Origin of the sequence: Nonomuraea sp. NPDC051191 (genome assembly GCF_044455665.1) — a bacterium.
Lineage (GTDB): Bacteria > Actinomycetota > Actinomycetes > Streptosporangiales > Streptosporangiaceae > Nonomuraea.
Genome location: NZ_JBITEZ010000004.1, coordinates 153,491 through 178,876 on the forward strand (window position 1 = coordinate 153,491; position 25,386 = coordinate 178,876).

The window sequence follows — 25,386 nt, forward strand, 5'->3', positions numbered from 1 at the left end:
GGGTTTCAGGCGCTGGGAGCCGTCTTTGAAGCGCAAAGGTTACATCGAAAGTTCAACGATAGCGTTGAAGGCATGGACATCAAGGACATCGCCTGGCCGGTGGACGGCGCGGGTGTTTCGGCGTTCCTGCGGTCGCTTCCCGCCGAGCCGCTGCTGCTCGGTCTCGGCGAGGCGCGGCACTTCGTGGGGGAACTGGGCGAGGTGCGGAACGAGATCTTCCGGCACCTGGTCGAGAACGAGGGGTACCGGTCGTTCGCCATCGAGAGCGACTGTCTCAAGGGCCTGCTGGTGGACGACCACGTCACGACCGGCGCCGGCACGCTCGACGACGTCATGGAACGCGGCTTCAGCCACGATTTCGGCGCCTCGGCGGCCAACCGGGAGCTCGTCCGGTGGATGCGCGCCTACAACGAGGAGCATGACGAGAAACTGCGCTTCTTCGGGGTCGACGGCCCTCTGGAGTACTGGGCGGCGAGCCCGCGCGAGGCGCTCACCGGCCTGTACGACCTCCTCGACGGCCCGCTGCTCACGAGCGTGGTCACCAGGGAGACCCTCGACACGCTGCTGGGCCCGGACGAGCGATGGTCGGACGAGGCCACGGCCATGGATCCGTCGAAGTCGATCGGCCAGTCCGCCGACGCCCAGCGGCTCCGGGTGATCGCCGACGATCTGGCGGCCCTGCTCGACACGCAGTCCCCGCAGCTCGGCGCGCGGGACAGGGAACGGGCGGAGCTGTACGCGCGCACCGCCACCGGCCTGCTGCGCTACCACCACTGGATGGCCGACGCCTCCCCGGAACGGTGGACCCGGCTGTCGGCCCTGCGGGACGCGATGATGGCGGCCAACCTGCGGGCCGTCGCCCGGCGCGGCCCGGCCCTGGTCTTCTCCTCCAACCTCCACCTCCAGCGCGACCGGACGTCCATGCAGTTCGGCGACCAGCGGCTGGAGTGGTGGAGCGCGGGGGCCATCGCCGCCACCCGGCTGGGCGACCGGTACGCCTACCTGGCCTCGGCCTTCGGCACCACGGGCGACGTCACCCCGCCGCCGGACACCGTCGAGGGCATCCTGTCCGCGCTCCCGGGGGACCACTCGGTGATCGACGCCCGCCGCCTGGCCGACCTCGTCACGGACCCCGCGAAGCGCGTCTCGCACGATTTCGCCTACTTCCCGCTGGACCCGTCCCAGCTCGGCGCGATCGACGGCATCGTCTTCCTCAAGAAGGTCGGCGGCTGGGGCTGACCGCCTGAGGCCGGACAGCACGATGGTCCCTCCCCGCAGGGAGGGACCATCAGGTCGACACGGATGGAAGGCGGGAGGACCTAGTAGGAGGTCTCCCAAGGCATCGCCATGTCATCCACCTCCGCGTACGGGTTGTCCGTGTCCATGTTCTCCATCTCGTCCTCGCGCTGAGGCTCGGAGAACTCGTCCATCGGACGGCCCATGTCCTGCTCGGGCCTCTCCTCGTGGATGGGAGCGCATCCCCACTTCGAGGTCTGCATCATCCCGGGCGGGCACTGGCGACCGTGGTCGTACCTGTGGTCGACCTTGTGGTCGAACCTGTGGTCATGGCCGGGGTGGTGCGGCTTCTTCCCGGGCCGGCAGTGGTCGTTCTTCTTCCAGGGCCGGCACGGGCGGTGCGGGGGCTGCTGCTTCTGCGTCACCCGGATCCTGGCCGTCGCCGGTGCGGAGGTCAGGCCGTCCGCCCTGGCCACGGCCGTGTTGGTGATGGTGAAGTTGCAGCCCTTGCGGCAGTCCTTGCCGCCGGGACGGCCCGGCACGACGAAGATACCCGTGCAGGTCGTGCTCTCGCCCGGCGCCAGCGTGGTGGCCCGGCAGACGATGTTCGTCACCCGGTTGTCGTCGATCCTGAGGTTCCGCACGGTCTCGTCGGAGGTGTTCCTGACGACGTAGCGGTAGGTGACCCGGTCCCCGGGCCGGTACGTGCGCGTGTCGTCGACGCTCTTGTCCAGCAGCAGCTTCCCGCGCTCGCCCACGACCTCGATCGTGGCCTCGGACGGCGGCGAGGACACCTCGACGTCCTCCACCATGCCCACCGCGGTGGCGGTGTTGGTGACCGAGCCGCGAGCCGCGTCCTCCTCGGTGACCGTGTACGTGCCCGTGCAGGTCGTGGCGTCGCCCGGGTCCAGGGTGGTGGTCTCGCAGGTGATGTCCGTCACCCGGTCGTCGTCGATCCGCAGGTCGGTCACGGTCTCGTCGAAGGTGTTCCGCACGAGGTAGCGGTAGGCGACCCGGTCCCCGGGACGGTAGGTGCGGGAGTCGTCGACGGTCTTCTCCAGCTCCAGCATCCCGCGCTCGTCCGTGACGCCGATGGTCACCTCGGACGGCGGTGAGGTGACCTCAGTGTCGTCCGCCCGGCCCGTCGCGACGGCGGTGTTGGTGACCGAGCCGCGCTCGGCGTCCTCCTCCGTGACCGTGTAGAAGCCGCGGCAGATGACCCGCTCGCCCACGTTCAAGGTGGTCCGCGGGCAGACGACCTCATCGACGACGTCGTCGTCCACCACCAGGTCGGTGATGTTCATGTTGCCGGTGTTGGTGACCACGTACTCGTAGGGCACCTCGGTGCCGACCGGCACCGGATCGGGCAGCTCGGCGTCGTCGTCGATGCGCTTGGTGAGCCTCAGCTCCGGACGCTCGGCCACCGGACGCACGACCACGTTCCGGACCAGGTGCACATCGGTGAACAGGCCGGTGGAAGCGGCGAAACCGAACTTGTACGTCTCCGGGACCGGCTGCGGCGCGGGCAGGGACAGCACTTCCTGCATCCCGTTGCCGTCGTTGAAGTCGATCGAAACGGTGATCTCAGGGTTCGGCGCCGGGGTGATCCGGACGTTGACCGTGCGCTTGGACTCCTCAAGCGCCTCCTGTGCCGCCCGCGGGTCGCTGGGCACGGACCGTGTGGGCCCCTGCAGAGTGCCCGGCAGCGTCGACGGCCACGGTCCCGTGGTGGTGAAGTTGCTGGTGGTGGCGGTCAGGAAGCAGTACCCGGCGGTGCCGTTCCCCGGGCCGCGCACCGTGACCATGTTCGGGCCCGGAGCCGGGACGCGGAACCCCGTACCGGCCGGTGAGCGCTCGGCGCAGGTGCGGCCGCGCTGCTCCCAGTCCCCGAAGTAGTTGCCGAGGACGTCCAGCCCGACGCCGACGTAGCCCTGGTTGACCCCGGGCTCGAACGGGTTCGCCGGGTCGTCGTCGGGCAGCTTCTGGGCGTAGCCGAGGCTGCCGCCGAACGCGCCGGGGCGGTCCAGCGTGGCCTCCCCGTTGATCAGGAAGAAGGAGATGCCGTCGGCCGGCACCGCCGTGGTGTTGCCGTACTGCCACTGCTCGAACGTCACGTCCAGGCCCTCTTCGGCCGGGATCGGCGAGTTGTAGAGGGCGGCCGCCGTCTGGTCGAGATCGGCGCTGGTGAGCTGGAGGTAGCCGAACGGCGCTCCCCCGGTCGGCGGGACGGGACCCGCCGCGTTGGCGGGACAACCTCCGAGCGGATGGTCGCCCGGCCCGGCGGGCGGGGCCGCCGGCGCGCCCGTCAGACAGGCCGATCCCACACCGATGAACTCGGGAATCGCGGTGGCTCCGGTGAAGTCCTCCTCGACCAGCGGCACCGGTTGCGCGGCCGCGGGCTGGGCGGGCTGGAGCGCGACCGATACCGCGCTCAGAAGGAGCATTGTGGAAACGGCCGCACGTCTTGGGCCAGATGAGCTGGTTACCGGCCCCGTAGGGCCAGATCGTATCTTCACGAATACCGAAGGTAGCCATGCGCACTTGTGAACAGCCCGATTGACATAGCAAACGATCTCCCACGAATGAGACCTTCCCTCTTTACGGGAACTTCGGTTTTCGCCATCAGCGCGGCCATTTCTGGAGGAAGTTCAACATTCACCCCGTTCATTTCGCCGCGAATACGATTTTATGGGTTACGGGCGCTTTTTCGGCTTACAGTTCCTTTGTGGGCCGGGGGTGCGAGAGGATGCGGGGCCATGGCCGAGCGTTCGCGGGGGGTGCGCGCGGCGGTCGTGGTGCTGGTCGGCGTCGCCGTCCTGTCCGTCGTGGGATGGCCGGGGGAGATCGTCACGGTGACGGCCGGTCCTGTGGCGGGGCCCTGGAGGCCGCCGGGGCGTGGCACGCCGTCCATCGACGTCCTGGGTGACGTCCCGTCCGGCGCCGAGTTGTTCGGTGACGTCGCGGTGAGCGTGAGCCGCCGGGGGGTGGCCGCCGTACGGGTCGGCGGCGGTGGGCGGTGGACGTACCAGCGGTTGTGGGGCGACGACCTCGTGGACTGGGTCCGGGTCGACGACCGGCGCGGGGCGGCCGTCTGGCGCGACGGCCGGGTCACCCTCGTCGACGTGCCGACCGGCCGCGTCGTCTGGCGGGCGGACCTGCCCGCCGGGCCGTTCGCCGCGGCCGGCCGGACCCTCGACGGCGAGTGGCGGTCGATGTGGACGCTGTCCGTCGCCCGGCCCGGCATGCTGGTGATCCTGCACGACGGCCGCCTCGACGTCCTGGACGCCCGGACCGGCGCCACCCGCTGGACGCGCCCGGCCGCCTCCTGCGGACCCGTCGACGAGGCCCGCGCCCTGGGCGACGTCGTGCTGACCGCCCGACGCTGCGCCGGGTACGCGGGGGCCGCCCTCGGCGCCGAGGACGGCGAGCCGCGCTGGACGTTCGCCGACGCCGGGCCGTACGACGCCCGTGACCTGGGCGCAGGACGGGCGGTGACGGTGGAGGACGGAGGGCTCGTGGTCCGCCGGACCGCGGACTGGCGGGTCGTGTGGCGCCTCCCGCGCGCGGGACTGCGTCCCAACCCCTCCGCCGGCTCCCTCGGCGTGACGGCCGACCTGGTGATCGCCGACACCGCTTCGGGGATCGTCGCCTACCGCGTCGCCGACGGCGGCCTCGCCTGGCGCCGGCCGCTGGAACGTCCGGCCGGGACGTCGCAGGACGTGCTGACGGACGGGCGGGTCGTCTACGTCGCGGCCGACGAGCGGACCGTGCTCGCACTCGACGCCCGGACCGGGGCGGTCATCGACCGGCGCGGCTTCGACGACCGGATCGACCTGCGCTCGATGCGGTCCGACCTGGCCGTGGTCACGGTGGGCGCCGCCAGGGATCAGGTGCTCGCCTGACGGCGATGCCGGTCCAAGAAGAAGGACGTTCCTGGACACCACCCCGCTCCGGGACGCGTACCGTGCCCTGCTGGACGGCCCCCACGCCGCACGCGAGAGCACCCCGGCCCGCAACGGGTCCCGGGGCTTTCCTGAGGGGAGCCGGGACCGCGGGTCAGCGCGGCTGGTTCGGTGGTTCCGGGCGTTCGGTGCGCGTGGGGTTGCCGCGTACGAGCTCGTCGTGGACGCGCCAGCGGGCAGTGGTGACGGCGCGCTCGGCCGCCTGGTCGCCGTGTTCCAGACGTTCCCGCAGCAGCCGCATGGCGATGCGGCGGTTCAGGCTGAACTGCCGCTCGGTGTCGACCACGACGACGGTCCCGGTGGGCCGGTGGGTCGCCCGTACGGCGGTGCTGGCCTTGTTGCGGTGCTGGCCGCCGGGGCCGCCGGTGCGGCAGGCGACGACGTCGACATCGGCTTCGGCGAACGTCGTCCGGGGGGTGTCGACCTGGCACGGATGGGCGATGACGTACCAGTTCTTCCGGCCGGTGGCGGTCCGGTAGGGGCTGGGGGCCTGCCAGCACAGGGTTCCGGTCCAGGAGGCGGCGAACGTCTCGGAGTCGTCACCGTCGATCTGGACGAGGACCGACCGGTAGGTGCCGGGCCGGTCGCCGGGGACGGTGTGCGCCCGGCGGGTTTCCAGGCCCTGCCGGGCGGCGTCGCGTTCCAGGCGGTGCAGCAGCTGGGCCAGCGCCCAGGCGCACTCCTGCGGGCCGCGCCCGGCCGACAGGAGCAGGTGGACGCTCACGTCCGGCCCCTCCCGCGCCGCCGGTTCCTCTGGGCCGCCGGCCCGAGGTCGGCCGTCTTGTAGGTGACCAGGGGGATCGTGGTGGCCACGGGCGTGGCCAGGTCGTGGGCGACGAGGTCGGCGATCACCTGCTCGATGCGCTTGTAGGCCGTCGGCGCCTCCTCGAAGAGGAGCTGGCGGTCGCCGCACACCACCAGCGACCCGACCGGGGTGCGGCGCAGCTCTTCGACCGTGTGCTTGGCCCGGCCGCGGCGAAGGGCGTCCGCGCGGGACATCTTGCGGCCCGCGCCGTGGGCGACGGAGTGGCCGGCGTCCGGCCCGGCGTGGGCGGCCACGAGGTAGGACGGGGTGCCGCGCGTGCCGGCGATGAGCACGTCGCGGCCGTCGCCCGGCGCCGCTCCCTTGCGGTGCAGGTAGCTCCCGTCGCGGCGCTCGACCAGGTTGTGGCACTGATCGAGGATCGGCTCGGCGGCCTCGAACCCCAGCGCGTGGGCGACCCGGGCGGCCAGCAGCCGCCGGTTGAGCGCCCCCCACCGGACGGCCTCGTCGTGCATGGCCAGGTAAGCGTCGGGATCGGGGGCGGGGCCCGCGCCGTGGACGGCGGTGTGCTCGCGCAGGATGCGTTCGCCCAGCCCTCGGGAGCCGCTGTGGACGACGAGGACCAGGTCGCCGGCGTCGACGCCGAGGCGGGTGGCGTGGTCGGGCGCGAGGACGGTTCCGACCCTGGCCAGCTCGACGAAGTGGTTGCCCCGGCCGACCGTGCCGAGCCCCTCGGCGTGACCTGCGGGGATGTCGCCCTTCATGACGGCCCAGGCGGGGTCGTCGGCATCCCGTTCAGGGTCCAGCGCGCGGTCGAGGTCGGGGAACCGGGCGGCGAGCTTCTCGGGTACGGCGCGCTTGAGCCTGACGGGGAACACGGCGATCCCGCAGCCGATGTCGGAGCCCACCAGGAACGGGTACAGGACGGCCGACGTCATGGCGGCGCCGATGGGCGCGCCCTTCCCGGGGTGCAGGTCCGGCATGGCGGCGACGTGCGTCATGCCGTCGAGGGCGGCCACCTGGTGGCACTGCGCGACGGCGTCGGACTCGATCCAGCTGGTGGGGGAGGCGAACACGGTGACGGTGGCCGAAGTGTGTCGCTGAGACAAGGACGCTCTCTTCGCTGAAAAAGGGTATGGGCGGGCGGCATCTCGAAGTGGCGGGGTGCTGTCGTCAGAGCCTCATGGAGCTCACGATCTCGGAGCGCCACCCTGCCGGGCAAACGATTTTCGCCCCGCACGCCCTACGGGAGGTCGAAGGGCGTGGGGGAGTGGCCGTCCCAGATCCGGAGTGAGGCCTGTTCGGGGTAGGGCACGGTCTCCGACTCGGCGTCCAGGACGCGGGTGAGCCGCCGGTCGGGCCGGTAGGCGGCCCATCCCGGGTCGCCGGTGGTGACGAAACGGACCCATGCCTCCCTGAGCTCGTGGGCGAGCGCGACGGCCTCGGGGCCGGGCTCGTCGCCGATGAGCTGCGCGCCGACGGGACTGTCCAATGTGCCGAACGCCAGGGGCACGTCGAGGCTGTGGCAGGCGCCCAGGGTGCCGCCGAGGGCCGGGGCGGGCCAGCGCAGTTCGAACAGGTACGAAGTGCCCCCGGCCGCGGCGTTCGCCTCGGCCAGCTTCTGCGACGGCATGCGGAACAGGGCGTCGGAGTACACCGTCTCCACCAGCTCCTCCGGCCCGGCCTGCGGGAACGCGGCCCGGTACGCCTCCGCCCCGCGCGGACGGGGAGCGAGCAGTTCCAGGGCCGTGCGGGCGTCGTGGTCGGTGAAGGTGCCCCGGCGTCCGCTCATGACGCTGAACAGCCGGAACTCGTCCCTGGTGTGGCCGACGAGCAGCTCGATCCCGCTCGCGCGTCCGCCGGTCAGCGCGGACCAGGGCGTCTCGGGCAGCACCTCGCCGTCGACGACGGGACACAGGGCGGTGCCGGTCGCCGTGAGCCGTCCCCAGCTCTCCCGGTGCGCGTGGAGGCCGGCGTTGAAGGAGGTGAGCTCGGCGGCCAGCCGCCAGGGGTCGATGTCGCGCAGGGCCGCGGCGGTGGGGGCCGTCGCGCCGAGCCGGTCCGCGAGCGCGGCGGTGACCTGCCGGGCCAGCACGGGGGTGCTGTGCAGCCCCGGCACCGAGTGGGCGACGGCCCGCCGGAACAGGTCGCGCGCCGGCTTCATCGTCAGGAGGGCGGCGACCGACCCCGCCCCGGCGGACTGCCCGGCCACGGTGACCTGGCCGGGATCGCCGCCGAACGCGGCGATGTTCCGCCGCACCCACTCCAGCGCCGCGATCTGGTCGAGGAAGCCGCGGTTGGGCGGCGCGTCATCGAGGAACGCGAAACCCTCGGCGCCCACGCGGCAGTTGACGGTCACCACGACGAGCCCCGCCTCGGCCAGCACCGCCGGGTCGTACATCGGGTCGCTCGACGCCGCCGAGACGTAGCCGCCCACGGGCAGCCACACCAGCACCGGCAGTCCGGCCGCCCCCGGATCCGGAGTGCCGACGTTGAGCGTCAGCCAGTCCGTGCCCTGCGGCGGGCCCACGTCGACCGGCAGGGACAGCGGTACCGCGGGGCCGAACTCCGTCGCCTGCCTCGTTCCGTCCCAGCGCGGCGGCGGGGCGGGCGCGGCGAAGCGCAGCGCTCCGACCGGGGGCAGGGCATAGGGAATGCCGCGGAACACCGCGTGCCCCCGCCGCCGGCGTCCCTGCACCACACCTTCCGCGGTCCGCACCTTCGGCTCTTCATGCACGACGCTTCCCTCCTCGAACAGTTGTAAGTCAACTGTATTATGTCAATCGTATGGGAAAGACGTCGGGGGAGAGGTCCGCAGATGCCGAAACAGGTGGATCACCGCGAACGCCGCGAAGCGATCGCCCGTGCGTTGTGGCGGGTGGTGGAGCGGCGCGGCGTCACGCACCTGACGACGCGGGTGGTGGCGCAGGAGGCGGGCATGTCCCTCGGGCAGTTGCAGCACTACTTCGCCACCCGGGCCGCCATGCTCGCCTTCGCCGTGGACTTCGCCGCCGAACAGACCTCGCTGCGCGTCGAGCAGGGTCTGCGAGAGCTCGGCGACCGTCCGCACCCCCGCGACGTGCTCCGGCTGACGCTCGCCGAGATGCTCCCCCTGCACGCCGACGCCCGTGCGACCAGCCGGATGAGCGCCGCCTACGTCCTGGAGGCGCTGCACGACGAGGCCGTCCACGAGCAGGCGCGCCGTGGCCTCGTCCGCGGACGGGCCCTCGTCGAGCAACTGGTCCGCCGAGCGATCGCCGACGGGCACATCCACTCCGACCGCGACCCGGCGACCGAGACCAACCTGCTCCTCGCCCTCACCGGCCTCACCCCCCTGATCGAACTGGACGTGATCGAACCCCAGGACGCCCTCACCGCGATCGACCTGCACCTGGACCGGCTCTTCAGCTCATGACCTCGGGGTGGGCAGCGCGTCGCTGAGGGACGTGAGCAGGAGGTGGCGCTGGAGCAGGGTGAGCTCGCCGACGCTGGTGCCGGGATCGATCCCGGCCTGCCGCAGGGTCCGGGTGATCTGGTCGGACGTGTGCTCGGGCAGGGCGCGCAGCAGGGTGGTGGCGTCGGCGGCGATGGTGGTGGCGTCCCTGCGCGCCAGAAGTTGTTCGAGGGTGAGTTGCCTGGCGGTGACGGCGGCGCGTAGCTGGGCCTCTGACAGCTGCCGAGGCGCCGCGGCGGACGAGGATGCCGGGCCGGCGCCGCGACCGGCGGCGACCGGCGAGGAGGAGTGCGGCGGACCGTCGGCCAGCAGAGTCTGCGTGGCGACCAGCAGGCCGCCGATGGCGGCCACGGCGGAGGCGGCGACGACGAGGTGACGGCGGGTCAGGCGGCGGCTGTCACGGGCGATGGTGAGCCCGATGACGCCGGTGCGCAGCAGCACGCCGGTGACCATGCCGAGCAGGATCGGCACGCTCTGGGCGGGCAGCGGCCCCACCGTCGCCAGCACGACGCCGGCGGCCGGGGCCAGGCAGGACAGGGCCAGCCAGGGCGCGGCCGGTCTGCGTGCCAGGTCGAGCATGGCGGTCAGGGCGAGCCCCTCGCTGGCCGAGTGGATCACCAGGGCGGCCACCACGACGGCCGAGGCGGCCAGCGCCAGGGTGGCGCCCTCGATCATGCGGTGCAGGGACAGCGCGGCGGCGGTGCCCACGCCGCCGTAGACGGCGGCGCTGACCGCCTGCTTGACCCGGCGGTGCAGGCCGGGCGCGTGCCGCCCGCCACCGGCCTTGTCGCCGTGACCGTGCCCGCAGCCCTTACGGGTGAAGAAGGTGATGACCAGGAAACCGAACGCGCCGGCCAGCCCCACCACCCACAGCGGCACACCGGTGGCGTCGGCCTCGTGCCAGGCGTCGGGCAGCAGGTCGACCAGGGCGGTGATGAGCATCAGCGCCGACGCGACGGCCAGCCAGACGCTGATCCTGGCGTTCTTGCGGCGCGCCAGGGAGGCGCCGACCAGCGTGGACAGCGCCACCAGGACCACGGCGGCCCACGTCGTCCAGGCCGGCAGGGCGGTGTCGACGGGGGTGTCTGCCACATTCAGCTCGAACAGGGTCAGGACGTGCGGGGGCGGTGACAGCGGCGTCGATCCCCCGAGCGGCACGGACATGACACGGCCTTTCCGGCGTGGGTGCGGGACTGGTGAGCGGTCGTCGCGTGGTGACACCGCGACGACGGACGGGACAGGCCGTTCGTCAGTGACCGGCGGCCGGGTCGCGGGGGGAGGGGAGCAGCCGTTCGGGGAACGGCCGCGGCGATGCGGCCTCATGGGCGCCGTGGCTGGGCGGAGGGCCGTGCGTGTCCAGGTCGGCCAGCGCGGCGCGCAGGTGGCCGAGCTGGGTGTGCAGGTTGTGCTGGAGGTTCCGGCCCTGCTCGGTGATGGCGCGTTCGAGCCGGTCGAGCTGGTCGTCGAGAGCCTGGCGGGTGGCGTGGGTCAGCGCGTCGGCGGCCGACGCGGCCTCGCGGCGCAGGCGTTCGGCGTCGGCGTGGGCCTCGGCGAGGATCCGGCGGGCTTCCTGCTGGGCGGACTCAAGGGCTTCCTGGGCGCTGCGGTGTGCCGCCGCGAGCACGCCGGCCTCGGTGGGCGTGCTCGCGGAAGGGGCGGCGCCGAGGCGTTCGCGCAGTTGGGCGTTGTCCTGCCAGAGCAGGCTGAGTGTGGTCTCCACCTGGGCCAGGAAGGCGTCCACCTCGGCCAGGTCGTAGCCGGAGCGCAGGCGGACGACGGTGAAGACCTGGTGGTGCACCGCGGAGGAGGTCAGCAGGGCGAGCCGCCCGGCCGGGCCTGTTTGGAACGGGGGAGAGGTGGCGCCGTCCTGGGCGGCGTGGCTGTGGGGGAGGTGGGGGCCACGCTCGTGGCCGCTCTCGTGGTCGTGGTCTTCGTGCTCGGCGTGCATGAGGAACTGATCCAGCCTTTCACCGTCGTCTCGATGTCGTGACTCGGCGGGGCGCGGGGCGCTCCGGCGTCGCCCATGGACGAGCCGGAGCGGGATCGGCCGCGCGAGCGGGGGGTGACGGCCTGACCGCCGAGGTGCGGGCCGCCGTGTCGGGCTAGGGCGCGGTCGGGTCGTGATCGTCGTGGCAGTGTCCGGCGCCGCAGTCCGGGCCCTGCCCGGTCGCCGCGGTGTGGTCGTCGGCGCAGCCGGTCTCGTCGCCGGAGGCGTGGTCGTGGCCGCTCTCGTGGTCGTGGTCGTGGCCCTCGTGGTGATGGTGGTGGTGCGGGTGGTCGTGGGGCTCGGTCACCGGTGTTCCTTTCGCTCGGTGGTTCCACGTCTGACGCGGGAGGCCAGGGCAGGGCGACGGGAGACGGAGGGGGGTGTCATCTGGTGGAGGTGGTCTTGCGCAGGTAGCCGTTCCAGGCCCAGCCGTGTGCGCCGGTGGACGTGGTGACCTGGAGCCAGCCGCGCCTGCCGGCGCACGCCCCGGTGACGGCATGGCCGTTGGGGTGCAGTACGGCGATCGGGCGGTGACCGAAGCCGGCGCCGGATCGTACGTTGAGATGACTGGACGGGCGGATGCCCCACACGGTGTAGCGGCAGCCCGGCGTCCAGGAACCGGCTCGCGGAGTGAAGGAACGGGTCCCCGCGGGCAGCCTGCGCAGGTGGTGCGCCGATGCCCAGCCCCAGGCCCCGGTCGGCGTGGCGACCTGCAGCCAGCCGCTCTTCGCGGCGCATCCCCCGGTGACGGCACGGCCGCCGGGAGCGAGCTTGCCGAGCACGCGTTGCCCCCGGCGAGGGGCGGCGAGGACGGCGATGGTCTCGCCGCGCTTGAGGTGGTCGAACTGGTAGCGGCACGAACTGACGGGCCGTGCGGTGGACGCCCGGATGGACGCCGGGCCGGCCGAGGGGGAGACGGCCTGCGCGGGCGATGCGGTCAGCGTCAGCCAGCCGCTGGTGATCATCAGGATCGCGGCGGCGGAGGTGTGGACGGTTCTCATGTGGCGAGCCCTTCCTGTGCGTGTGGCTGCACCGGTGCGGGGGAACCTGTAGAGCGCGACCAGGTCCTCGGGCTCCGGACCGGCGAACTTCTACGGTGTGTAGTTGACGCATTACCGAAAGTTTAAACATCTGATCAGATGTTCATGAGTAAAGCCTGTTTTCGGCGATCATCCGTCGCGGGCTCTTGACCTCCGGGGCTACAGCGGCAAGCATCTGTACATATGAACACCCAGTCAGATGTAGCGGATCATCGGGTCGCACGGGTACGCCCGGCCTGCTCCCGGCCGTCGGCCGCCGACGTGCACAGCCGCCTGCATCTGGCCATCACCCACGTCACCCACCCTCCGAGGAGCTCCAGGCATGTCTGAGCACGGGCACGATCATGGGCACGGTCATGGGCACGGTCATGGGCACGGTCATGGGCACGGGCATGCGGTGAGCGCGGACGCCGACCGGCGCTACCTGCGCGGGGCGCTCGCGCTGATCGCCGGCTTCATGGCCGTGGAGGTGGTGGTCGGCGTGATCGCCGGTTCGCTGGCGCTGATCTCCGACGCCGGGCACATGCTCACCGACGCCATGGCGATCATGCTGGCGCTGGTCGCGATGCGGATCGCGGCCCGGCCGCCGCGCGGCGGCTTCACCTACGGCCTGAAGCGCGCCGAGATCATCTCCGCCCAGGTCAACGGCATCACCCTGCTGCTGCTCGCGGCGTACTTCACCTTCGAGGGCGTCCGCCGCCTGATCGTGCCGCCCGAGGTCGAGGGCCTGTTCGTGGTGGTGACCGGGCTGGCCGGCATCGCCGTGAACGTGGCCGCCACCTGGCTGCTGTCGAAGGCCAACCGCTCCAGCCTCAACGTCGAAGGCGCCTTCCAGCACATCCTCAACGACCTGTACGCCTTCATCGCCACCACCCTCGCCGGCCTGGTCGTCTGGCTGACCGGCTGGTACCGCGCCGACGCCATCGCCGCCCTCGTGGTCGCCGCCCTGATGCTGAAGGCCGGCTGGGGCCTGGTCCGCGACGCGGGAAGGGTGTTCATGGAGGCCGCCCCCGCGCGGCTGGACCCGGCCGAGGTGGGCCGCCAGATCGCCGCGATCGACACCGTGGTCGAGGTGCATGACCTGCACATCTGGGAGGTCACGTCCGGCTATCCCGCGCTGTCGGCACACGTGCTGGTCGTTCCCGGGGCCGACTGCCACGCCGCCCGCCTGGCCGTCGAACGGCTGCTGCGCGAACGCCACGACATCGAGCACACCACGCTTCAGGTCGACCACGCCATGCCCGGCGGCCACGCCTTCGACGAGGACGGCGGCCTGCGACGCCTGACGCCGCACTGTCCCGACCCGCACGGCCCCACCCATCACGCCCCGCGGCCCGACACCGCCACGGTCGCGGCCACCGCTGTCGCGCCCGCCGCCGCCCCCGTCCGCGCCGCTGCCGACGAGCCGGCCGCGAACTGGGCCGCCACCTGCCATGACGGCGACCAGGGCGCGTGACCTGTCGCGCGCGGCCCGCCGCCGGCGATGGGGTCCCTCGCGGAACCTGCCGGCGTCCGCCCGTACCCGTGGGCGGGGCGATCCGATGACTCCTCAGCCGTCCCGTCGCGAGGCGCTGCGTTCGGGGGCGATCGCCACGCTGGTCGCCGCGATGGATCTCGCGCCGGCCAGGCCGCCCGCCGCCCTGGCGCTCCCGTCGGCGGCCGACTCGCGTAGCCTCGCCTCGACCGGCCGGATCCTGCTGCGGGACGGGCGGCTGCTGCACGGCACCGTCCTGCAGTCCTTCGCCTTCGACGAACGCAATGGTCACCTGTACGCCCTCCAGCTCATGCAGGGCGGCGTCCGCCTGGACGGAGAACGCCGCTCCCGCACCCACGCCGAACGCGCCCGGCGCGGCGACCTGTGCCTCAACCGCCTGTCCCGGGACGGCACCCTCACCGGCGCGATGTACCTGCTGGGTTTCGGCCACGGCGGCGCCCTGGGCGTTCAACGGACCGCGGGCCCCGACACTGTGGTGTGGACCGAATGGGACGCCAGCCCGGCCTCCGGCTACGGCCGCGGCATCTGCCGCTTCTCCTTCGTCGACGGCGCCGTGCTGACCCCCGGCAGCCGGTTCCTGACCACCTGCCGGCCGCTGCCCGGCTCGACCAGCAACGCCCCCACCCTCGATCCCGACTCCGGCCGGTTGCTGCTGCGCTACAAGCTCGCCGGCGAGCCGCGCCTCCGGCTCCTGGACCTGCGCCGCCTGGCCTCCGGCGACCTCCGCCCGCTCGCCGACCTCCCGCAGCCCGGCGCCGCCCTCGGGCTGCCGTTCCAGGGCATGGCCCTGCGCGCCGACCACGCCTACCAGCTGCTCGGCAGCGCCTACGGCCCCGCCAACCCCGTCTCCTCGCCGGGGAACATCCGCCTCTACCGCATCCACCTGCCCAGCGGGAAGGTGGAGCAGCAGATCCTGGACCGCACGGCCAGGAACCTCGTCCCCCGCGAACCCGAAGGGCTCGCCGTCCTCGCGTCGCCCGGCGCCGGGCCGCTGCTGTGCATGGGCCTGACCCAAGGCCCCACAGGGGACAAGTCCTTCTCCCTCTACGCGCGGCCCTTCGGATGAGCCACGGCGCGCCCTGCCTGCACGTCACCGTCCTGCCTACGCCCCGTGTGGCGGGCATCACGGTAGCCTCTTTCCGGTCGGAGCCCGCAAGGAGGGTCAGGATGCAGCTCGGCAACCTTGAACGTTCGATCATGGAAGCCCTGTGGCGGCATCCCGAGGGCATGTTCGCCCACGACCTCGCGGCCGGTCTGCCCTCCGGTCCCGCCGTCACGACGGTGCTGACCGTGCTGATGCGCCTGGCGAACAAGGGCATGGTGGCCCGCGAGCGCGTCGGGCGGGCCCATCTCTACAAGGCGACCGCGGGCAAGGACGCCTTCGTCGCCGAGGCCATGCGCGCGGCGCTGGAGGAGGCCGGCGACGTGGTGGCGGCGGTGCAGCGGTTCGTCGGCACGGTGACGCCCGAGGTGGCCGCGGCGCTGCGCGAGGCGCTGGACGAGGAGATCGGAACGGCTCGGTGATCGGCTGGCTCGCCGCCGCCGGGGTGGCGTTGCTCCCGGTGACGCTGGGCGACCGCGCCGCCCGCGCCCTTGCCCGGGCGGCCTGGGCCGTGCGCTGCCCCCGTGCGGCGCTCGCGCTGTGGCAGGCCCTCGGGGTCGGGGCGGGGCTGGGCGCGGTCGCCCTCGGGCTGGTGGCCGCGGTCGCGCCGCTGGCGGCCGTGTTCCCGCACGGGATGCACACGCTGGCCCGCCAGCTCCTCGGCGGGCAAGGGCTCGACGGCCTCGGGCCCGTGCACGTCCTGGCCCTGGCCTGGTCGGTGGGGCTGCTGGGCTGGCTTTCCGTCCACACGGCGCGCGTCCTGGCCGGGACGATCCGGCAGCAGCGGCGGCAGCGCCTGCTGGTCGACGTCGTGGCCGAGCATCTGCCGGCCTACGACGCCTATGTGCTGCCGGTGGCCGGGCGCGTGGCCTACTGCGTACCGGGCAGGCGCCGGCGGATCGTGCTGAGCCAGGGCGCCTTGGACGCGCTGACGCCGGTGGAGCTGGAGGCCGTCCTGCGGCACGAGCAGGCGCACGCCCGCGGCCGCCATGACCTCGCCCTGCTGCCTTTCGTGGCGTTGTCGCACGCGTTCTCGTGGCTGCCCGCCGTGCGGACCGGGCAGCGGGCGGTGACCGTGCTGCTGGAGATGATCGCCGACGATCACGCCTGTCGCGCGCACGGCGAGCTGCCGCTGGCGCGGGCCCTGGTGCGTATGGCGGCCGTCGGACAGGACCCGGGCGCGGCCGCCACGTTCGCGCTGGCCGACGCCGGTGTGGTGGAACGGTTGCAGCGCCTGCTCCATGGGCGCGGCGAACCGGGCTGGGTCCCGGTGGTGGCCTACGCGGCGGCCGTCCTGCAACTGGGCGGGCCCCTGGCCGTGCTGATCGCCCCCTTGGTGTGCGTCACGGTCTGACCGGATGCCCGGCGGGCGGCGACGCCGTACACTCCCGCTAGTTTCTACGTTTCGTAGGAGCGGGACACCCGGCTGCGCGGGGAACGGCGCAAGGCCGAGAAGCTCATCACCGCACGGGGACGTCGGCTTACGGCATTCATATTCTACGTACTGTAGAAGTTCTACGTACGGTAGAAGAACGTCGTCGGAGGTAGGCGGATGGGCAAGAACGCCGAAGGCACGCTCAAGGAGCGGCTTTCCGCGCTGCAGGCCGAGCAGCGGCGCGCGGAGCGCCGGCGCCGGGTCGTCATGATCAGTGTCTCGGTGGTCGTCGCCGGCGGGCTGGCCGTGGCGGCCACGGCCTTCGTCCAGGCCGACCGGGCCGGCCGGTCGCTGGACGCGGTCCAGACGATCAACGTGAGCGCCCGGAACCACACCGACAAGGCCGTCAGCTATCCGCAGGCCCCGCCGGTCGGCGGCGACCACGCGCCGGAGTGGCAGAACTGCGGCATCTACACCAAGCCGCTGCGCAACGAGAACGTCGTCCACAGCCAGGAGCACGGAGCCGTCTGGGTCGCCTTCCGGCCGGGGCTGCCCAAGGAGCAACTGGACATCCTGCTCAAGCAGGCCCAGGGGCGTGACTTCGTCGTGCTGTCGCCGTACACGGGCCTGTCGGCGCCGGTCGTGCTCAGCTCCTGGGGCAAGCAGCTCAAGCTCGACCGCGCCGACGACCCGCGGCTGACGGCGTTCCTGCGCGCCAACATCAACGGCCCCGGGACGCCCGAGCCGGGCGCGTCCTGCAGCGGTGGGGTCGGGGAGCCGTCGGTATGAGGTTCCCGCCCCTCCTGCGGCGGCGCGGGGTCCTGGTGGCGGTGACCGTCGTGCTGACGCTCGCGCTGTCCGGGCTCGGGTTCCGCCTCTGGTACGTGGGCCCGCCCGGGGACGCGTCGCTGGAGGCCGGCTTCGCCCGGGACATGCAGGCCCATCACGCGCAGGCGGTGCAGATGGCACTGATCATCCGCGACCGGACCACAGACCGCCAGGTCAGGACGCTCGCCTACGACATCGCGACCACCCAGCAGCAGCAGATCGGGCAGATGTACGCCTGGCTCGACATGTGGGGCCTGTCGCAGGCGTCGCTGGAGCCCCGCATGGCCTGGATGCGGCAGGGCCACCAGAACATGCCCGGCATGGGACAGCAGACCGCCCAGATGCCCGGCATGGCCACGCGGGAGCAGCTCAAGCAGCTGGAACAGGCGAGCGGCAAGGAGGCGGAGACTCTTTTCCTGCGCCTGATGATCCCGCATCACCAGGGCGGCGTGCAGATGGCCCAGGCGGCGCAGGGGAGCGGACAGCCGCAGGTGAAGCGGATGGCGAGCTCGATCCTGGCCGCCCAGCAGGCGGAGATCGAGCTGATGCGCGGCATGCTCGCCGCCCGCGGCGCGGCCGAGACGTCGCCTCCGGCTGCCGGCTGAAGCATGTCGACGAACCTGAAGATCGCCGTCGCCGTCGCCGTCGTGACGGTCCTGATCCTGGCCATGATCGCCGCCGTGGCCGTCCTGGGCGGCGGCTGACCGGCCCGCGCTCGTCGGGCTGGCACTCACGGCGGGCTGCGTCGGCTCCGCGCAGGAGCAGTCACCCGCGGGGTCCACGCGGTTCGTCGCCGGGGACGGCAAGGTCGCGATCTTCCCCGCCGAGCGGCGCCGCCCCGCACCCGTCGTACGCGGCGAGCGGCTCGGCGACGGCTCCGCGCTGATCGCCTCGTACGCCGGATCCGTCACGGTGCTGAACTTCTGGGCGTCCTGGTGCGCTCCCTGCCGGGCCGAGGCGCCCGTCCTGAGGGACGTCGCCGCCCTGACGAAGGCCGGCGGCGTGCGCTTCCTCGGCGTGAACATCAAGGACGACAAGGCCCAGGCCCTGGCCTTCGAGCGCAACGCCGCCGCTGCCGGCTGTCCTACCCCTGGCTTTTCGGGCCGCTCGGGGCTCTGGCCATCCTGTCGAGCAGCTTCGCCCTGACCATCGTGCTGTGCCTGCCGCAGACCCGCGACCTCTTCAAGTGGGTGCTTGAACCCCGCCTGACCTGGCTCTACCGGCGGCCGTCGAAGGAGACCCCGGCTACCAGCCGACCTCGTCGCAGCCGATGTGGCCGTCCGGCTCCACCTGAAGGGTCGCGTGTGCGACGCCATGACGGGTGCGCAGCAGGTCGCGGGCCTGATCGAGGACGGAGTGGTTGTCGCTCTGGTCGCCCGTGACGAGGTGGGCGGTGGCGACGTTCATGCCGGAGGTGAGCGTCCACAGGTGCAGGTCGTGCACGTCGCGCACGCCCTCGATGGCCGCCAGGTCGGCCGCCACGGTGGCGGCGTCCATGCCCTCGGGCACGTGCTGGCCGAGCACCGCGAAGACCTGCCGTCCGAGCGAGATCGCGCGTACGGCGACGAACACGCCGATGGCCAGTGCGATGACCGTGTCCCAGAACACCTGGCCGGTCGCCGTGATCAGCCAGCCCGCCGCGATGACGCCGACCGAGCCGGCGGTGTCGGCCACCACCTCCAGGTAGGCGCCCTTGACGTTGAGGCTCTCGCTCGCGCCCGACCGCAGCAGGAACAGGGCGATCAGGTTGACCACCAGGCCGAGCGCGCCCACCACGAGCATCGGCCCGGAGGAGACCTCGGCCGGGCCGCCGATCCTGCCGATCGCCTCGGCGACCACGTAGACGGCGACGCCCAGCATGAGCAGCACGGCCAGCAGGGAGGCGAACACCTCGGCCCGGTAGGAGCCGTAGCTGCGCCGTCCGGTGGTGTCGGGGCGGCCGGCGATCCTGGTGGCGACCAGGGCCGCGCCGAGGGTGACGACGTCGGCGGCCATGTGCCCGGCGTCCGACATCAGGGCCAGCGACCCGGAGATCAGGCCGTAGGCCAGCTCGACCAGGAAGAATCCGCCGATCAGGACGAAGGAGACCGCCAGCCGCCAACGGTGGCGGGCTCCGGCGTGCCCGTGCCCGTGACCCGTGCCCATCAGTGCCCGCCTTCCCGTTCGGGGTGGATGGCCTCGGTGTGCTCGGTGTGGGCCAGCGCCAGGTCCAGCAGCATCCGTACGTGGGGGTCCTCAAGGCGGTAGTAGGCCATCCGGCCCGAGCGGCGGGCGGCCACGATGCGGTGGGCGCGCAGCAGGCGCAACGCGTGGGAGACCGCCGACTCGCTCTGCCCGGTCACCGCCGCCAGGTCGCACACGCACAGCTCGCCGTCCAGCAGGGCGACCAGCAGCTTCAGGCGGTTGGGGTCGGACAGCAGGCCGAAGACGTCGGCGGTGTCGGTCAGGTCCTCGGCGGCGGGCATGCGCTCGTGCACGGCCGCGACGCGGTCGGCGTCGACCACCTTGACGGTGCAGCCGTCCACCACCAACACATTCTCGCCTGAAGAACTGTTCATATGTGTATTCTGTCGCCTATGCGGCGAATGTCAACAAGTACGCTGCGACGACGCTGGTCAGCGTGCGTGAGGGCCACGACCCGTCGTCAACCGGACATGCCGTGCTGGGGAGCCTCCCCCTGACCGCCGAGTCGCATGCGCAAGGGCTCCGGCGACTCGGGCGAGGAGATTACCACCCCGCGCGTGCCGACCAGGTGGGTTCCGTCAGGGCATGGTCGAGCCGGTCGCGGAGGCGGCCTCCGCAGAAAATCCGGTGCTCTGCCGCAGGTGGTCTTCCTGCGGGCAGAGGGCCTTGCGTCACGTGCCTGCCGGAGAGGGCTCCGTGGGCGTCGGCCGGCCGGGTGTTCCCGTGTGGGGCCCGGGCGTCATGCCCGGCATGTGCGGCATGCAGGGCATGCTCTGTTCCCCGTACCACTGGGTCAGGTACTGCCGCATCGTGCGGACCTCCGCCCACTGGTCGTCGCGCACCTTGCGGGCGAAGGCGGCGACCTCGGTGTGCTGAGCCTCGCCGTGGTTGAGCAGCTGCTGCGACATCATGATCGCCATCATGTGGTGCGGGATCATGTGCTGCAGGAACGCCTTGTCGAGCTGATCCCCGGAAAGCCCCGACAGGTCGGGCATCGTGGTCGAGCTCGGGCTCGGCGACGGGCTCTGCGGGTACCACTGTTCCAGCCAGCCCTTCATCCGGGCGACCTCGGCGGTCTGCGTCGCGACGATCGACTGCCCGAGCTGCCGCATCTCGGGCCGGTCGGACCGCTGGAGCTGCCGGGCCGCGGTGATGGCGTCCTGGTGGTGCGGCACCATCTGCGACAGGTAGTCGTACTCGCTGGTGACGGGGTGCATTTCCCCCATGCCCATGCACGTCGGCTGCGGGCTTGGGGAGGGTGTCGGCGGTGATCCCATGGTCGCCGCGGTGGCCCCCGTACTCGCGGTCACGACGGCCAGGAATGCCCCGGTGGCCATCGCGGTCTGCACAGAGCGTCGCTTCATGCGTCCCCCTAGCGCCGATCCGACACCTACCTCCACGGTAAGCCGCCGCTCCGACCGGCCGACAGGCGGGTCCGGCCGGACGGGCGACCAGTCGCCGGCCGGCGTTCCACAGAAGAGCCGCGCCCTCCGGCCATGCGGCTCTCACTGTGCGGCTAGTTCAGCGCCCTGACCGGCTTCGACTACTTTCAGTAGGTAGTCGGCTACTCACAGCACGTGGCATCGGAAGGCAACGACTGCGTCCAACCGGATCGATCCCGCCGCGCACACCACGCACACGACCCGACGACCGCACCGACTCCGCCCGCCCACCACGCGAGGCCATTCACCCGTGCACGCCGACAAACCATCCCGGGCCGCCCGCCTGTGGTCCGCCCTGCGCCCCCGCACCCGTGGCGGCTCGCCGCGCGGGACCCGGCCGGCGCCCACGAACGCCGGCGACGCCGGCCGCTTTCCCGCCACCTCGACGGAAGGACACCTCGTGGCCGTACCCCAGAACCCCTCACCAGGCGGATGCGGGCCACGCATCGCCCTGATCAACGGCAGTTTCGAAGCCCCCGTCGTCACCAACTACGAGATACGGCCCGACGCCTCCCACAACGACCCCCGCGCGGTGCCCGGCTGGCGCACCACCGCCTCCGACGGCCAGATCGAACTCTGGCACACCGGCTTCCTGAGCGTGCCCTCCGACGACGGCCGGCAGTTCGCCGAGCTCAACGCCAACATGGTCTCCACCCTGTACCAGGACCTCCCCACCACACCCGGCACCAAGCTGTACTGGAGACTCTCCCACCGCGGCCGCCAGGGCGCCGACACCATGGCACTGCAGATCGGCCCCCCGAACGCCCCGGTGGAACAGGCCCGGATGACCGACGGCAACACCGCCTGGGGCCACTACACCGGCGAATACGTCGTCCCGCCCGGCCAGACCACCACCCGGTTCGCCTTCAAGTCCATCTCCGCCGCCGGTGGCAACCCGGCGATCGGCAACTTCCTGGACGGCATCGTCTTCGGCACCGCACCCTGCGTCGTGCTCACCAAGGCCGCCATCCCCGAGGGCGAGGTCGAGGTCGGCGACGTCATCACCTACCGGGTGAACGCCAGGAACGAAGGCGGCGCCCCGGCCGACAACCTCGTCCTGACCGACGACATCCCGGCCGGCACCAGCTACGTCCCCGGCTCCCTGCGCGTCATCGACGGCCCCGACAGCGGCGGCAAGAGCGACGCGGCCGGCGACGACCAGGCGTACGCCGACGCCGGCCGCGTCGTCTTCCACCTGGGCCAGGGGGCCACCGCCCAGCAGGGCGGCCGCCTGCCCTCGACCGCGGACGCGCCCGACGGAACCACGGTGGAGTTCCGTGTCCGCGTCGAACGCGCCGGGGCCGGCCGCCAGATCGAGAACCAGGCCGGCGCCTCCTACGACAACACCCTGGGCAACGCGCCCGAGCACCTCACCTCCACCTCCAACGCCACCACCACGCCGGTGAAGCGGGTCGTCGAGCTCGCCGTCGTCAAGGCCGCCGACCGTACCGAGGCCGCCGTCGGCGAGGCGGTCACCTACCACGTGGCCGTCACCAACAAGGGGCCCAACGACGCCACCGGCGTCACGGTCGTCGACCAGCTCCCCGAAGGGCTGGCCTTCATCTCCGCCACTCCCAGCGCCGGCGGCTACGACCCGGCCACCGGCCTGTGGGACGTCGGCGCGATGGACGTCGGCACCACCCAGACCCTCACCCTGCTGGCCAAGGTCACCAAGCCCGGCCCGCTGACCAACACCGCCACCGCCACCGCCAACGAGACCGACGGCCCCGTCACCGACGAAGTCGTCGTCTGCGCCCGCCCACCGGCCCCCTGCCCGCCCCACGGCGGCGGCGGGTGCGGTTGCGGGCGAGGCTGCTGAGCCACTGAGCGCCGCCCGGTGAGCAGGCAACCGGGCGGCGACCTGACCCCGACATCGGTCATACCGGTAGATCCGCACCGTCGGCCCCGAGGGCGAGGCCCTGGGGCCAGAAGCGAAACCGAGGTGACAGGGTGCACCTGACCCTGCATGAACAAGAACGGCTGATGATCCACGTGGCCGCGGACGTGGCCCACAAGCGCAGAGGGCGAGTGAAGCTCAACTACCCGGAGGCGGTCGCCATCCTGACCTCCTGGGTTCTGGAAGAGGCGCGCGCCGGCAGGACCGTGGCGGACCTCATGGCGAAGCAGCAACCGCCGGTGCTCATGCCGCACGAGGTCATGCCAGGCGTCGCGGAGATGATCGCCGACCTCCAGATCGAGGCCACCTTCCCCGACGGCACCAAAATGGTCACCCTCCGCGAGCCGATCCCGCCGGCGACCACCCTGCCGTGCCCGGAGCCGCCGTCGTGCGAAGGCCGGCCTGAGCCGGAGCCGCCGTGTCCGCCCGTCCCGGAGCCCGCGCCGTGCCCGCCCGACCCGGAACCCCCGCCGTCCTGCGTGGCCGGGCCGGGGAGGCAGGGTCCTCCCGGCGCGATCGACTACTCCTCCCAGGGGCGGGTGAGCTTCAACGACGGCCGCCCGACCACGACCGTACGGGTCACCAACACCGACGACCGTCACATCCAGGTCGGCTCCCACTACCACTTCTACGAGGCCAACTCCCGCCTCGACATCCACCCCGACCGTGACGCCGCCTACGGCAAACGGCTGAACATCCCCGCAGGCGGCTCGGTGCGCTTCGCCCCCAACATGCCCCAGGACGTGGAACTGGTGCCCATCGAGGGCCGGCGCCACGTCGCGGGCCTGAACGGCAAGGTCGGAGGCGACCTCTGATGGCCGAACCCCTCACGCGCGAACAGTACGCCGACCGCTTCGGCCCGACGACGGGGGACTGTGTCCGCCTGGCCGACACCAACCTGTGGATCGAGATCACCGAGGACTGGGCCGGCGGCCCCGGCCGCAGCGGCAACGAGATCGTCTTCGGCGGCGGCAAGGTGGTCCGGGAGTCGATGGGGCAGTCACTCGCGCCACGCGACGGCGCGACCCCCGGCGCCCCGAGACCGCCCGACACCGTCATCACCGGCGCTCTCATCCTGGACCACTGGGGCGTGGTCAAGGCCGACGTCGCCCTTCGCGACGGCCGCATCGCCGCGCTCGGCAAGGCCTACAACGACGAGACCATGAACCGGCTGCACGACGGCCATCCCGTCGCGACCGACTTCCTGATCGGCCCCGAGACCGAGATCATCTCGGGAAACGGCAAGATCCTCACCGCGGGCGGCGTCGACACCCACGTGCACTTCATCTGCACCGAGCAGATCCGCGAGGCGCTCGCCTCCGGCGTCACCACCCTGATCGGCGGCGGGACCGGCCCCGCCGACGGCACGACCGCCACCACCGTCACGCCCGGCGCCTGGCACCTCGACCGGCTGTTCAAGGCCCTGGACGCCTTCCCGGTCAACATCGGGCTGCTCGGCAAGGGCAGCACGATGTCCACCGAATCCCTCCACAACCAGGTCAACGCCGGCATCCTCGGCTTCAAGATCCACGAAGACTGGGGTGCCACCCCGGCGGTCCTGCGCCGCTGCCTGGAGGTGTGCCGGGCGACCGGCGTACAGCTGGCCCTGCACGCCGACACCCTGAACGAGGCCGGCACCGTCGAGGACACCATCGCGGCCATCGGCGACGAACCTCTCCACGTCTTCCACATCGAGGGCGCCGGCGGCGGCCACGCCCCCGACATGATCAGGATGGCGAGCCTGCCCAACGTGCTGCCCGCCTCCACCAACCCCACCCGCCCCTACACCCGCAACACGGTCCCGGAGCACCTGGACATGGTGCTGATCGCCCACCACCTCAACCCGCAGGTGCCCGAGGACCGGGCCTTCGCCGAGTCGCGCATCCGGCCCGCCACGATGGCCGCCGAAGACCTCCTGCACGACCTGGGCGCCATTTCGATCATGTCGTCCGACACCCAGGCGATGGGACGCGTCGGAGAGATGATCACAAGGACCTGGCAGACCGCGCACGTGATGAAACAGCGCCGCGGCCCCCTGGACGGCGACCGCGGCGGCGCCGACGAGACCGACAACCACCGCGCCCGCCGCTACGTCGCCAAATACACCATCAACCCGGCCGTCGCGCACGGCATCGACCACGAGGTCGGCTCGGTCGAAGTGGGCAAGCTGGCCGACCTGGTGCTGTGGGAGCCGAAGTTCTTCGGCGTCAGGCCGCACCGGGTGATCAAGGGCGGCCAGATCGCGTACGCGCAGGTCGGCGACGCCAACGGCGCCATCACCACCCCACAGCCGATCCTGCCCCGCCCGATGTGGGGCGCGACGGGCAGGGCCCCCGGCGCCAACTCCGTCAACTTCGTCAGCGAACAGGCGATCGCGGCCGGATTGCCTGGCCGGGTCGAGGTGGACAAGTCGTTCACGCCCATCCGCAACACCCGCAGGGTGTTCAAGCGGGACATGCTCCGAAACGACGCCACCCCCGTCATCGACGTCGACCCCAACGGCTATGAGGTGCGGATCGACGGCCGGCGCATCGACTACCACGAGCCCCCCACCGAACTGCCGATGGCGCAGCTCTACTTCCTGTTCTGACCCGTCATCTCACTGAAGGAAGGTGAGTCAC

24 protein-coding genes are annotated in these 25,386 nt (G+C 72.2%); 13 read left to right on the forward strand and 11 right to left on the reverse strand.

The window, feature by feature from the left end:
- Positions 1–72 precede the first annotated feature (72 nt).
- Positions 73–1,239, forward strand: a complete 1,167-nt coding sequence (locus tag ACIA8R_RS12425) for an erythromycin esterase family protein (RefSeq protein WP_364095188.1) — start codon at positions 73–75, stop codon at positions 1,237–1,239.
- A gap of 80 nt (positions 1,240–1,319) precedes the next feature.
- Here the strand turns inward: ACIA8R_RS12425 and ACIA8R_RS12430 are convergent, their stop codons facing one another.
- Positions 1,320–3,680, reverse strand: a complete 2,361-nt coding sequence (locus tag ACIA8R_RS12430; RefSeq protein ID WP_397038168.1) for a hypothetical protein — start codon at positions 3,678–3,680, stop codon at positions 1,320–1,322.
- 312 nt (positions 3,681–3,992) lie between these two features.
- On the opposite strand from ACIA8R_RS12430, the gene ACIA8R_RS12435 reads away from it, so the two are divergent.
- Entirely contained in the window at positions 3,993–5,138 is a 1,146-nt protein-coding gene (locus tag ACIA8R_RS12435; protein WP_397038170.1) for a PQQ-binding-like beta-propeller repeat protein, read from the forward strand.
- Between the two features lie 154 nt (positions 5,139–5,292).
- Here ACIA8R_RS12435 and prfH read toward each other — a convergent pair whose 3' ends face one another.
- From prfH to ACIA8R_RS12450, 3 genes are all read right to left on the reverse strand, one after another.
- Positions 5,293–5,922 carry a peptide chain release factor H gene (prfH, locus tag ACIA8R_RS12440; protein WP_397038172.1) on the reverse strand — a complete coding sequence of 210 codons (630 nt, stop codon included), beginning with the start codon at positions 5,920–5,922 and terminating at the stop codon, positions 5,293–5,295.
- A complete protein-coding gene (locus tag ACIA8R_RS12445; protein ID WP_397038174.1) occupies positions 5,919–7,070 on the reverse strand; it encodes an RNA ligase RtcB family protein in 1,152 nt (383 codons plus the stop codon). The genes prfH and ACIA8R_RS12445 overlap by 4 nt, the downstream gene beginning before the upstream one ends.
- A gap of 134 nt (positions 7,071–7,204) precedes the next feature.
- Positions 7,205–8,698, reverse strand: a complete 1,494-nt coding sequence (locus tag ACIA8R_RS12450; RefSeq protein WP_397038176.1) for a carboxylesterase/lipase family protein — start codon at positions 8,696–8,698, stop codon at positions 7,205–7,207.
- A gap of 81 nt (positions 8,699–8,779) precedes the next feature.
- Between ACIA8R_RS12450 and ACIA8R_RS12455 the strand changes: the two genes are divergently transcribed.
- Positions 8,780–9,376 (forward strand): TetR family transcriptional regulator C-terminal domain-containing protein, encoded by a 597-nt coding sequence (locus ACIA8R_RS12455; protein ID WP_357696398.1) that lies wholly within the window; start codon positions 8,780–8,782, stop codon positions 9,374–9,376.
- Here the strand turns inward: ACIA8R_RS12455 and ACIA8R_RS12460 are convergent.
- The 4 genes from ACIA8R_RS12460 to ACIA8R_RS12475 all read right to left on the reverse strand — a co-directional run bounded on the left by ACIA8R_RS12460 (position 9,371) and on the right by ACIA8R_RS12475 (position 12,403).
- The gene (locus ACIA8R_RS12460; protein ID WP_397038178.1) at positions 9,371–10,579 is read right to left on the reverse strand and encodes a hypothetical protein; all 1,209 of its coding nucleotides are present in this window, start codon (positions 10,577–10,579) and stop codon (positions 9,371–9,373) included. The genes ACIA8R_RS12455 and ACIA8R_RS12460 overlap by 6 nt on opposite strands.
- Positions 10,580–10,664: 85 nt before the next feature.
- Positions 10,665–11,363, reverse strand: coding sequence for a DivIVA domain-containing protein (locus ACIA8R_RS12465; RefSeq protein ID WP_397038180.1), 699 nt, complete (start codon positions 11,361–11,363; stop codon positions 10,665–10,667).
- Between the two features lie 154 nt (positions 11,364–11,517).
- Positions 11,518–11,709 carry a hypothetical protein gene (locus ACIA8R_RS12470; protein WP_397038182.1) on the reverse strand — a complete coding sequence of 64 codons (192 nt, stop codon included), beginning with the start codon at positions 11,707–11,709 and terminating at the stop codon, positions 11,518–11,520.
- A gap of 76 nt (positions 11,710–11,785) precedes the next feature.
- Entirely contained in the window at positions 11,786–12,403 is a 618-nt protein-coding gene (locus tag ACIA8R_RS12475) for an SH3 domain-containing protein (RefSeq protein ID WP_364095161.1), read from the reverse strand.
- Between the two features lie 436 nt (positions 12,404–12,839).
- Here ACIA8R_RS12475 and ACIA8R_RS12480 point away from each other — a divergent pair, with 436 nt between their 5' ends.
- The 7 genes from ACIA8R_RS12480 to ACIA8R_RS12510 all read left to right on the forward strand — a co-directional run bounded on the left by ACIA8R_RS12480 (position 12,840) and on the right by ACIA8R_RS12510 (position 18,388).
- Entirely contained in the window at positions 12,840–13,898 is a 1,059-nt protein-coding gene (locus tag ACIA8R_RS12480; protein WP_397038184.1) for a cation diffusion facilitator family transporter, read from the forward strand.
- Between the two features lie 85 nt (positions 13,899–13,983).
- Positions 13,984–15,003 carry a hypothetical protein gene (locus ACIA8R_RS12485; protein ID WP_397038186.1) on the forward strand — a complete coding sequence of 340 codons (1,020 nt, stop codon included), beginning with the start codon at positions 13,984–13,986 and terminating at the stop codon, positions 15,001–15,003.
- A gap of 101 nt (positions 15,004–15,104) precedes the next feature.
- Complete coding sequence (locus ACIA8R_RS12490; RefSeq protein ID WP_357696384.1) at positions 15,105–15,461, forward strand: BlaI/MecI/CopY family transcriptional regulator; 357 nt, start codon at positions 15,105–15,107, stop codon at positions 15,459–15,461.
- Positions 15,458–16,393 (forward strand): M56 family metallopeptidase, encoded by a 936-nt coding sequence (locus ACIA8R_RS12495; RefSeq protein ID WP_397038188.1) that lies wholly within the window; start codon positions 15,458–15,460, stop codon positions 16,391–16,393. Before ACIA8R_RS12490 ends, ACIA8R_RS12495 begins: the two co-directional genes overlap by 4 nt.
- 198 nt (positions 16,394–16,591) lie before the next feature.
- On the forward strand, positions 16,592–17,203 hold the full coding sequence (locus ACIA8R_RS12500; RefSeq protein WP_364095146.1) for a DUF3105 domain-containing protein: 612 nt from the start codon (positions 16,592–16,594) through the stop codon (positions 17,201–17,203).
- Entirely contained in the window at positions 17,200–17,847 is a 648-nt protein-coding gene (locus ACIA8R_RS12505; protein ID WP_397038190.1) for a DUF305 domain-containing protein, read from the forward strand. Before ACIA8R_RS12500 ends, ACIA8R_RS12505 begins: the two co-directional genes overlap by 4 nt.
- Before the next feature lie 280 nt (positions 17,848–18,127).
- Complete coding sequence (locus tag ACIA8R_RS12510; protein WP_397038671.1) at positions 18,128–18,388, forward strand: TlpA family protein disulfide reductase; 261 nt, start codon at positions 18,128–18,130, stop codon at positions 18,386–18,388.
- A 99-nt stretch (positions 18,389–18,487) separates the two neighbouring features.
- On the opposite strand, the gene ACIA8R_RS12515 is transcribed toward ACIA8R_RS12510, so the two are convergent.
- The 3 genes from ACIA8R_RS12515 to ACIA8R_RS12525 form a co-directional block, all read right to left on the reverse strand.
- Complete coding sequence (locus tag ACIA8R_RS12515; protein ID WP_397038192.1) at positions 18,488–19,387, reverse strand: cation diffusion facilitator family transporter; 900 nt, start codon at positions 19,385–19,387, stop codon at positions 18,488–18,490.
- Positions 19,387–19,800: a metalloregulator ArsR/SmtB family transcription factor gene (locus ACIA8R_RS12520; protein ID WP_357696374.1), complete on the reverse strand. Its 414-nt coding sequence runs from the start codon at positions 19,798–19,800 to the stop codon at positions 19,387–19,389. Before ACIA8R_RS12520 ends, ACIA8R_RS12515 begins: the two co-directional genes overlap by 1 nt.
- A 297-nt stretch (positions 19,801–20,097) precedes the next feature.
- Positions 20,098–20,790 carry a DUF305 domain-containing protein gene (locus ACIA8R_RS12525; RefSeq protein ID WP_364103710.1) on the reverse strand — a complete coding sequence of 231 codons (693 nt, stop codon included), beginning with the start codon at positions 20,788–20,790 and terminating at the stop codon, positions 20,098–20,100.
- 478 nt (positions 20,791–21,268) lie between these two features.
- On the opposite strand from ACIA8R_RS12525, the gene ACIA8R_RS12530 reads away from it, so the two are divergent.
- The 3 genes from ACIA8R_RS12530 to ACIA8R_RS12540 all read left to right on the forward strand — a co-directional run bounded on the left by ACIA8R_RS12530 (position 21,269) and on the right by ACIA8R_RS12540 (position 25,355).
- Positions 21,269–22,687, forward strand: coding sequence for a hypothetical protein (locus tag ACIA8R_RS12530; protein WP_357696370.1), 1,419 nt, complete (start codon positions 21,269–21,271; stop codon positions 22,685–22,687).
- Between the two features lie 131 nt (positions 22,688–22,818).
- On the forward strand, positions 22,819–23,580 hold the full coding sequence (locus ACIA8R_RS12535) for an urease subunit gamma (RefSeq protein ID WP_364103716.1): 762 nt from the start codon (positions 22,819–22,821) through the stop codon (positions 23,578–23,580).
- Positions 23,580–25,355 carry an urease subunit alpha gene (locus ACIA8R_RS12540; RefSeq protein ID WP_397038195.1) on the forward strand — a complete coding sequence of 592 codons (1,776 nt, stop codon included), beginning with the start codon at positions 23,580–23,582 and terminating at the stop codon, positions 25,353–25,355. The genes ACIA8R_RS12535 and ACIA8R_RS12540 overlap by 1 nt, the downstream gene beginning before the upstream one ends.
- Positions 25,356–25,386: the final 31 nt, after the last annotated feature.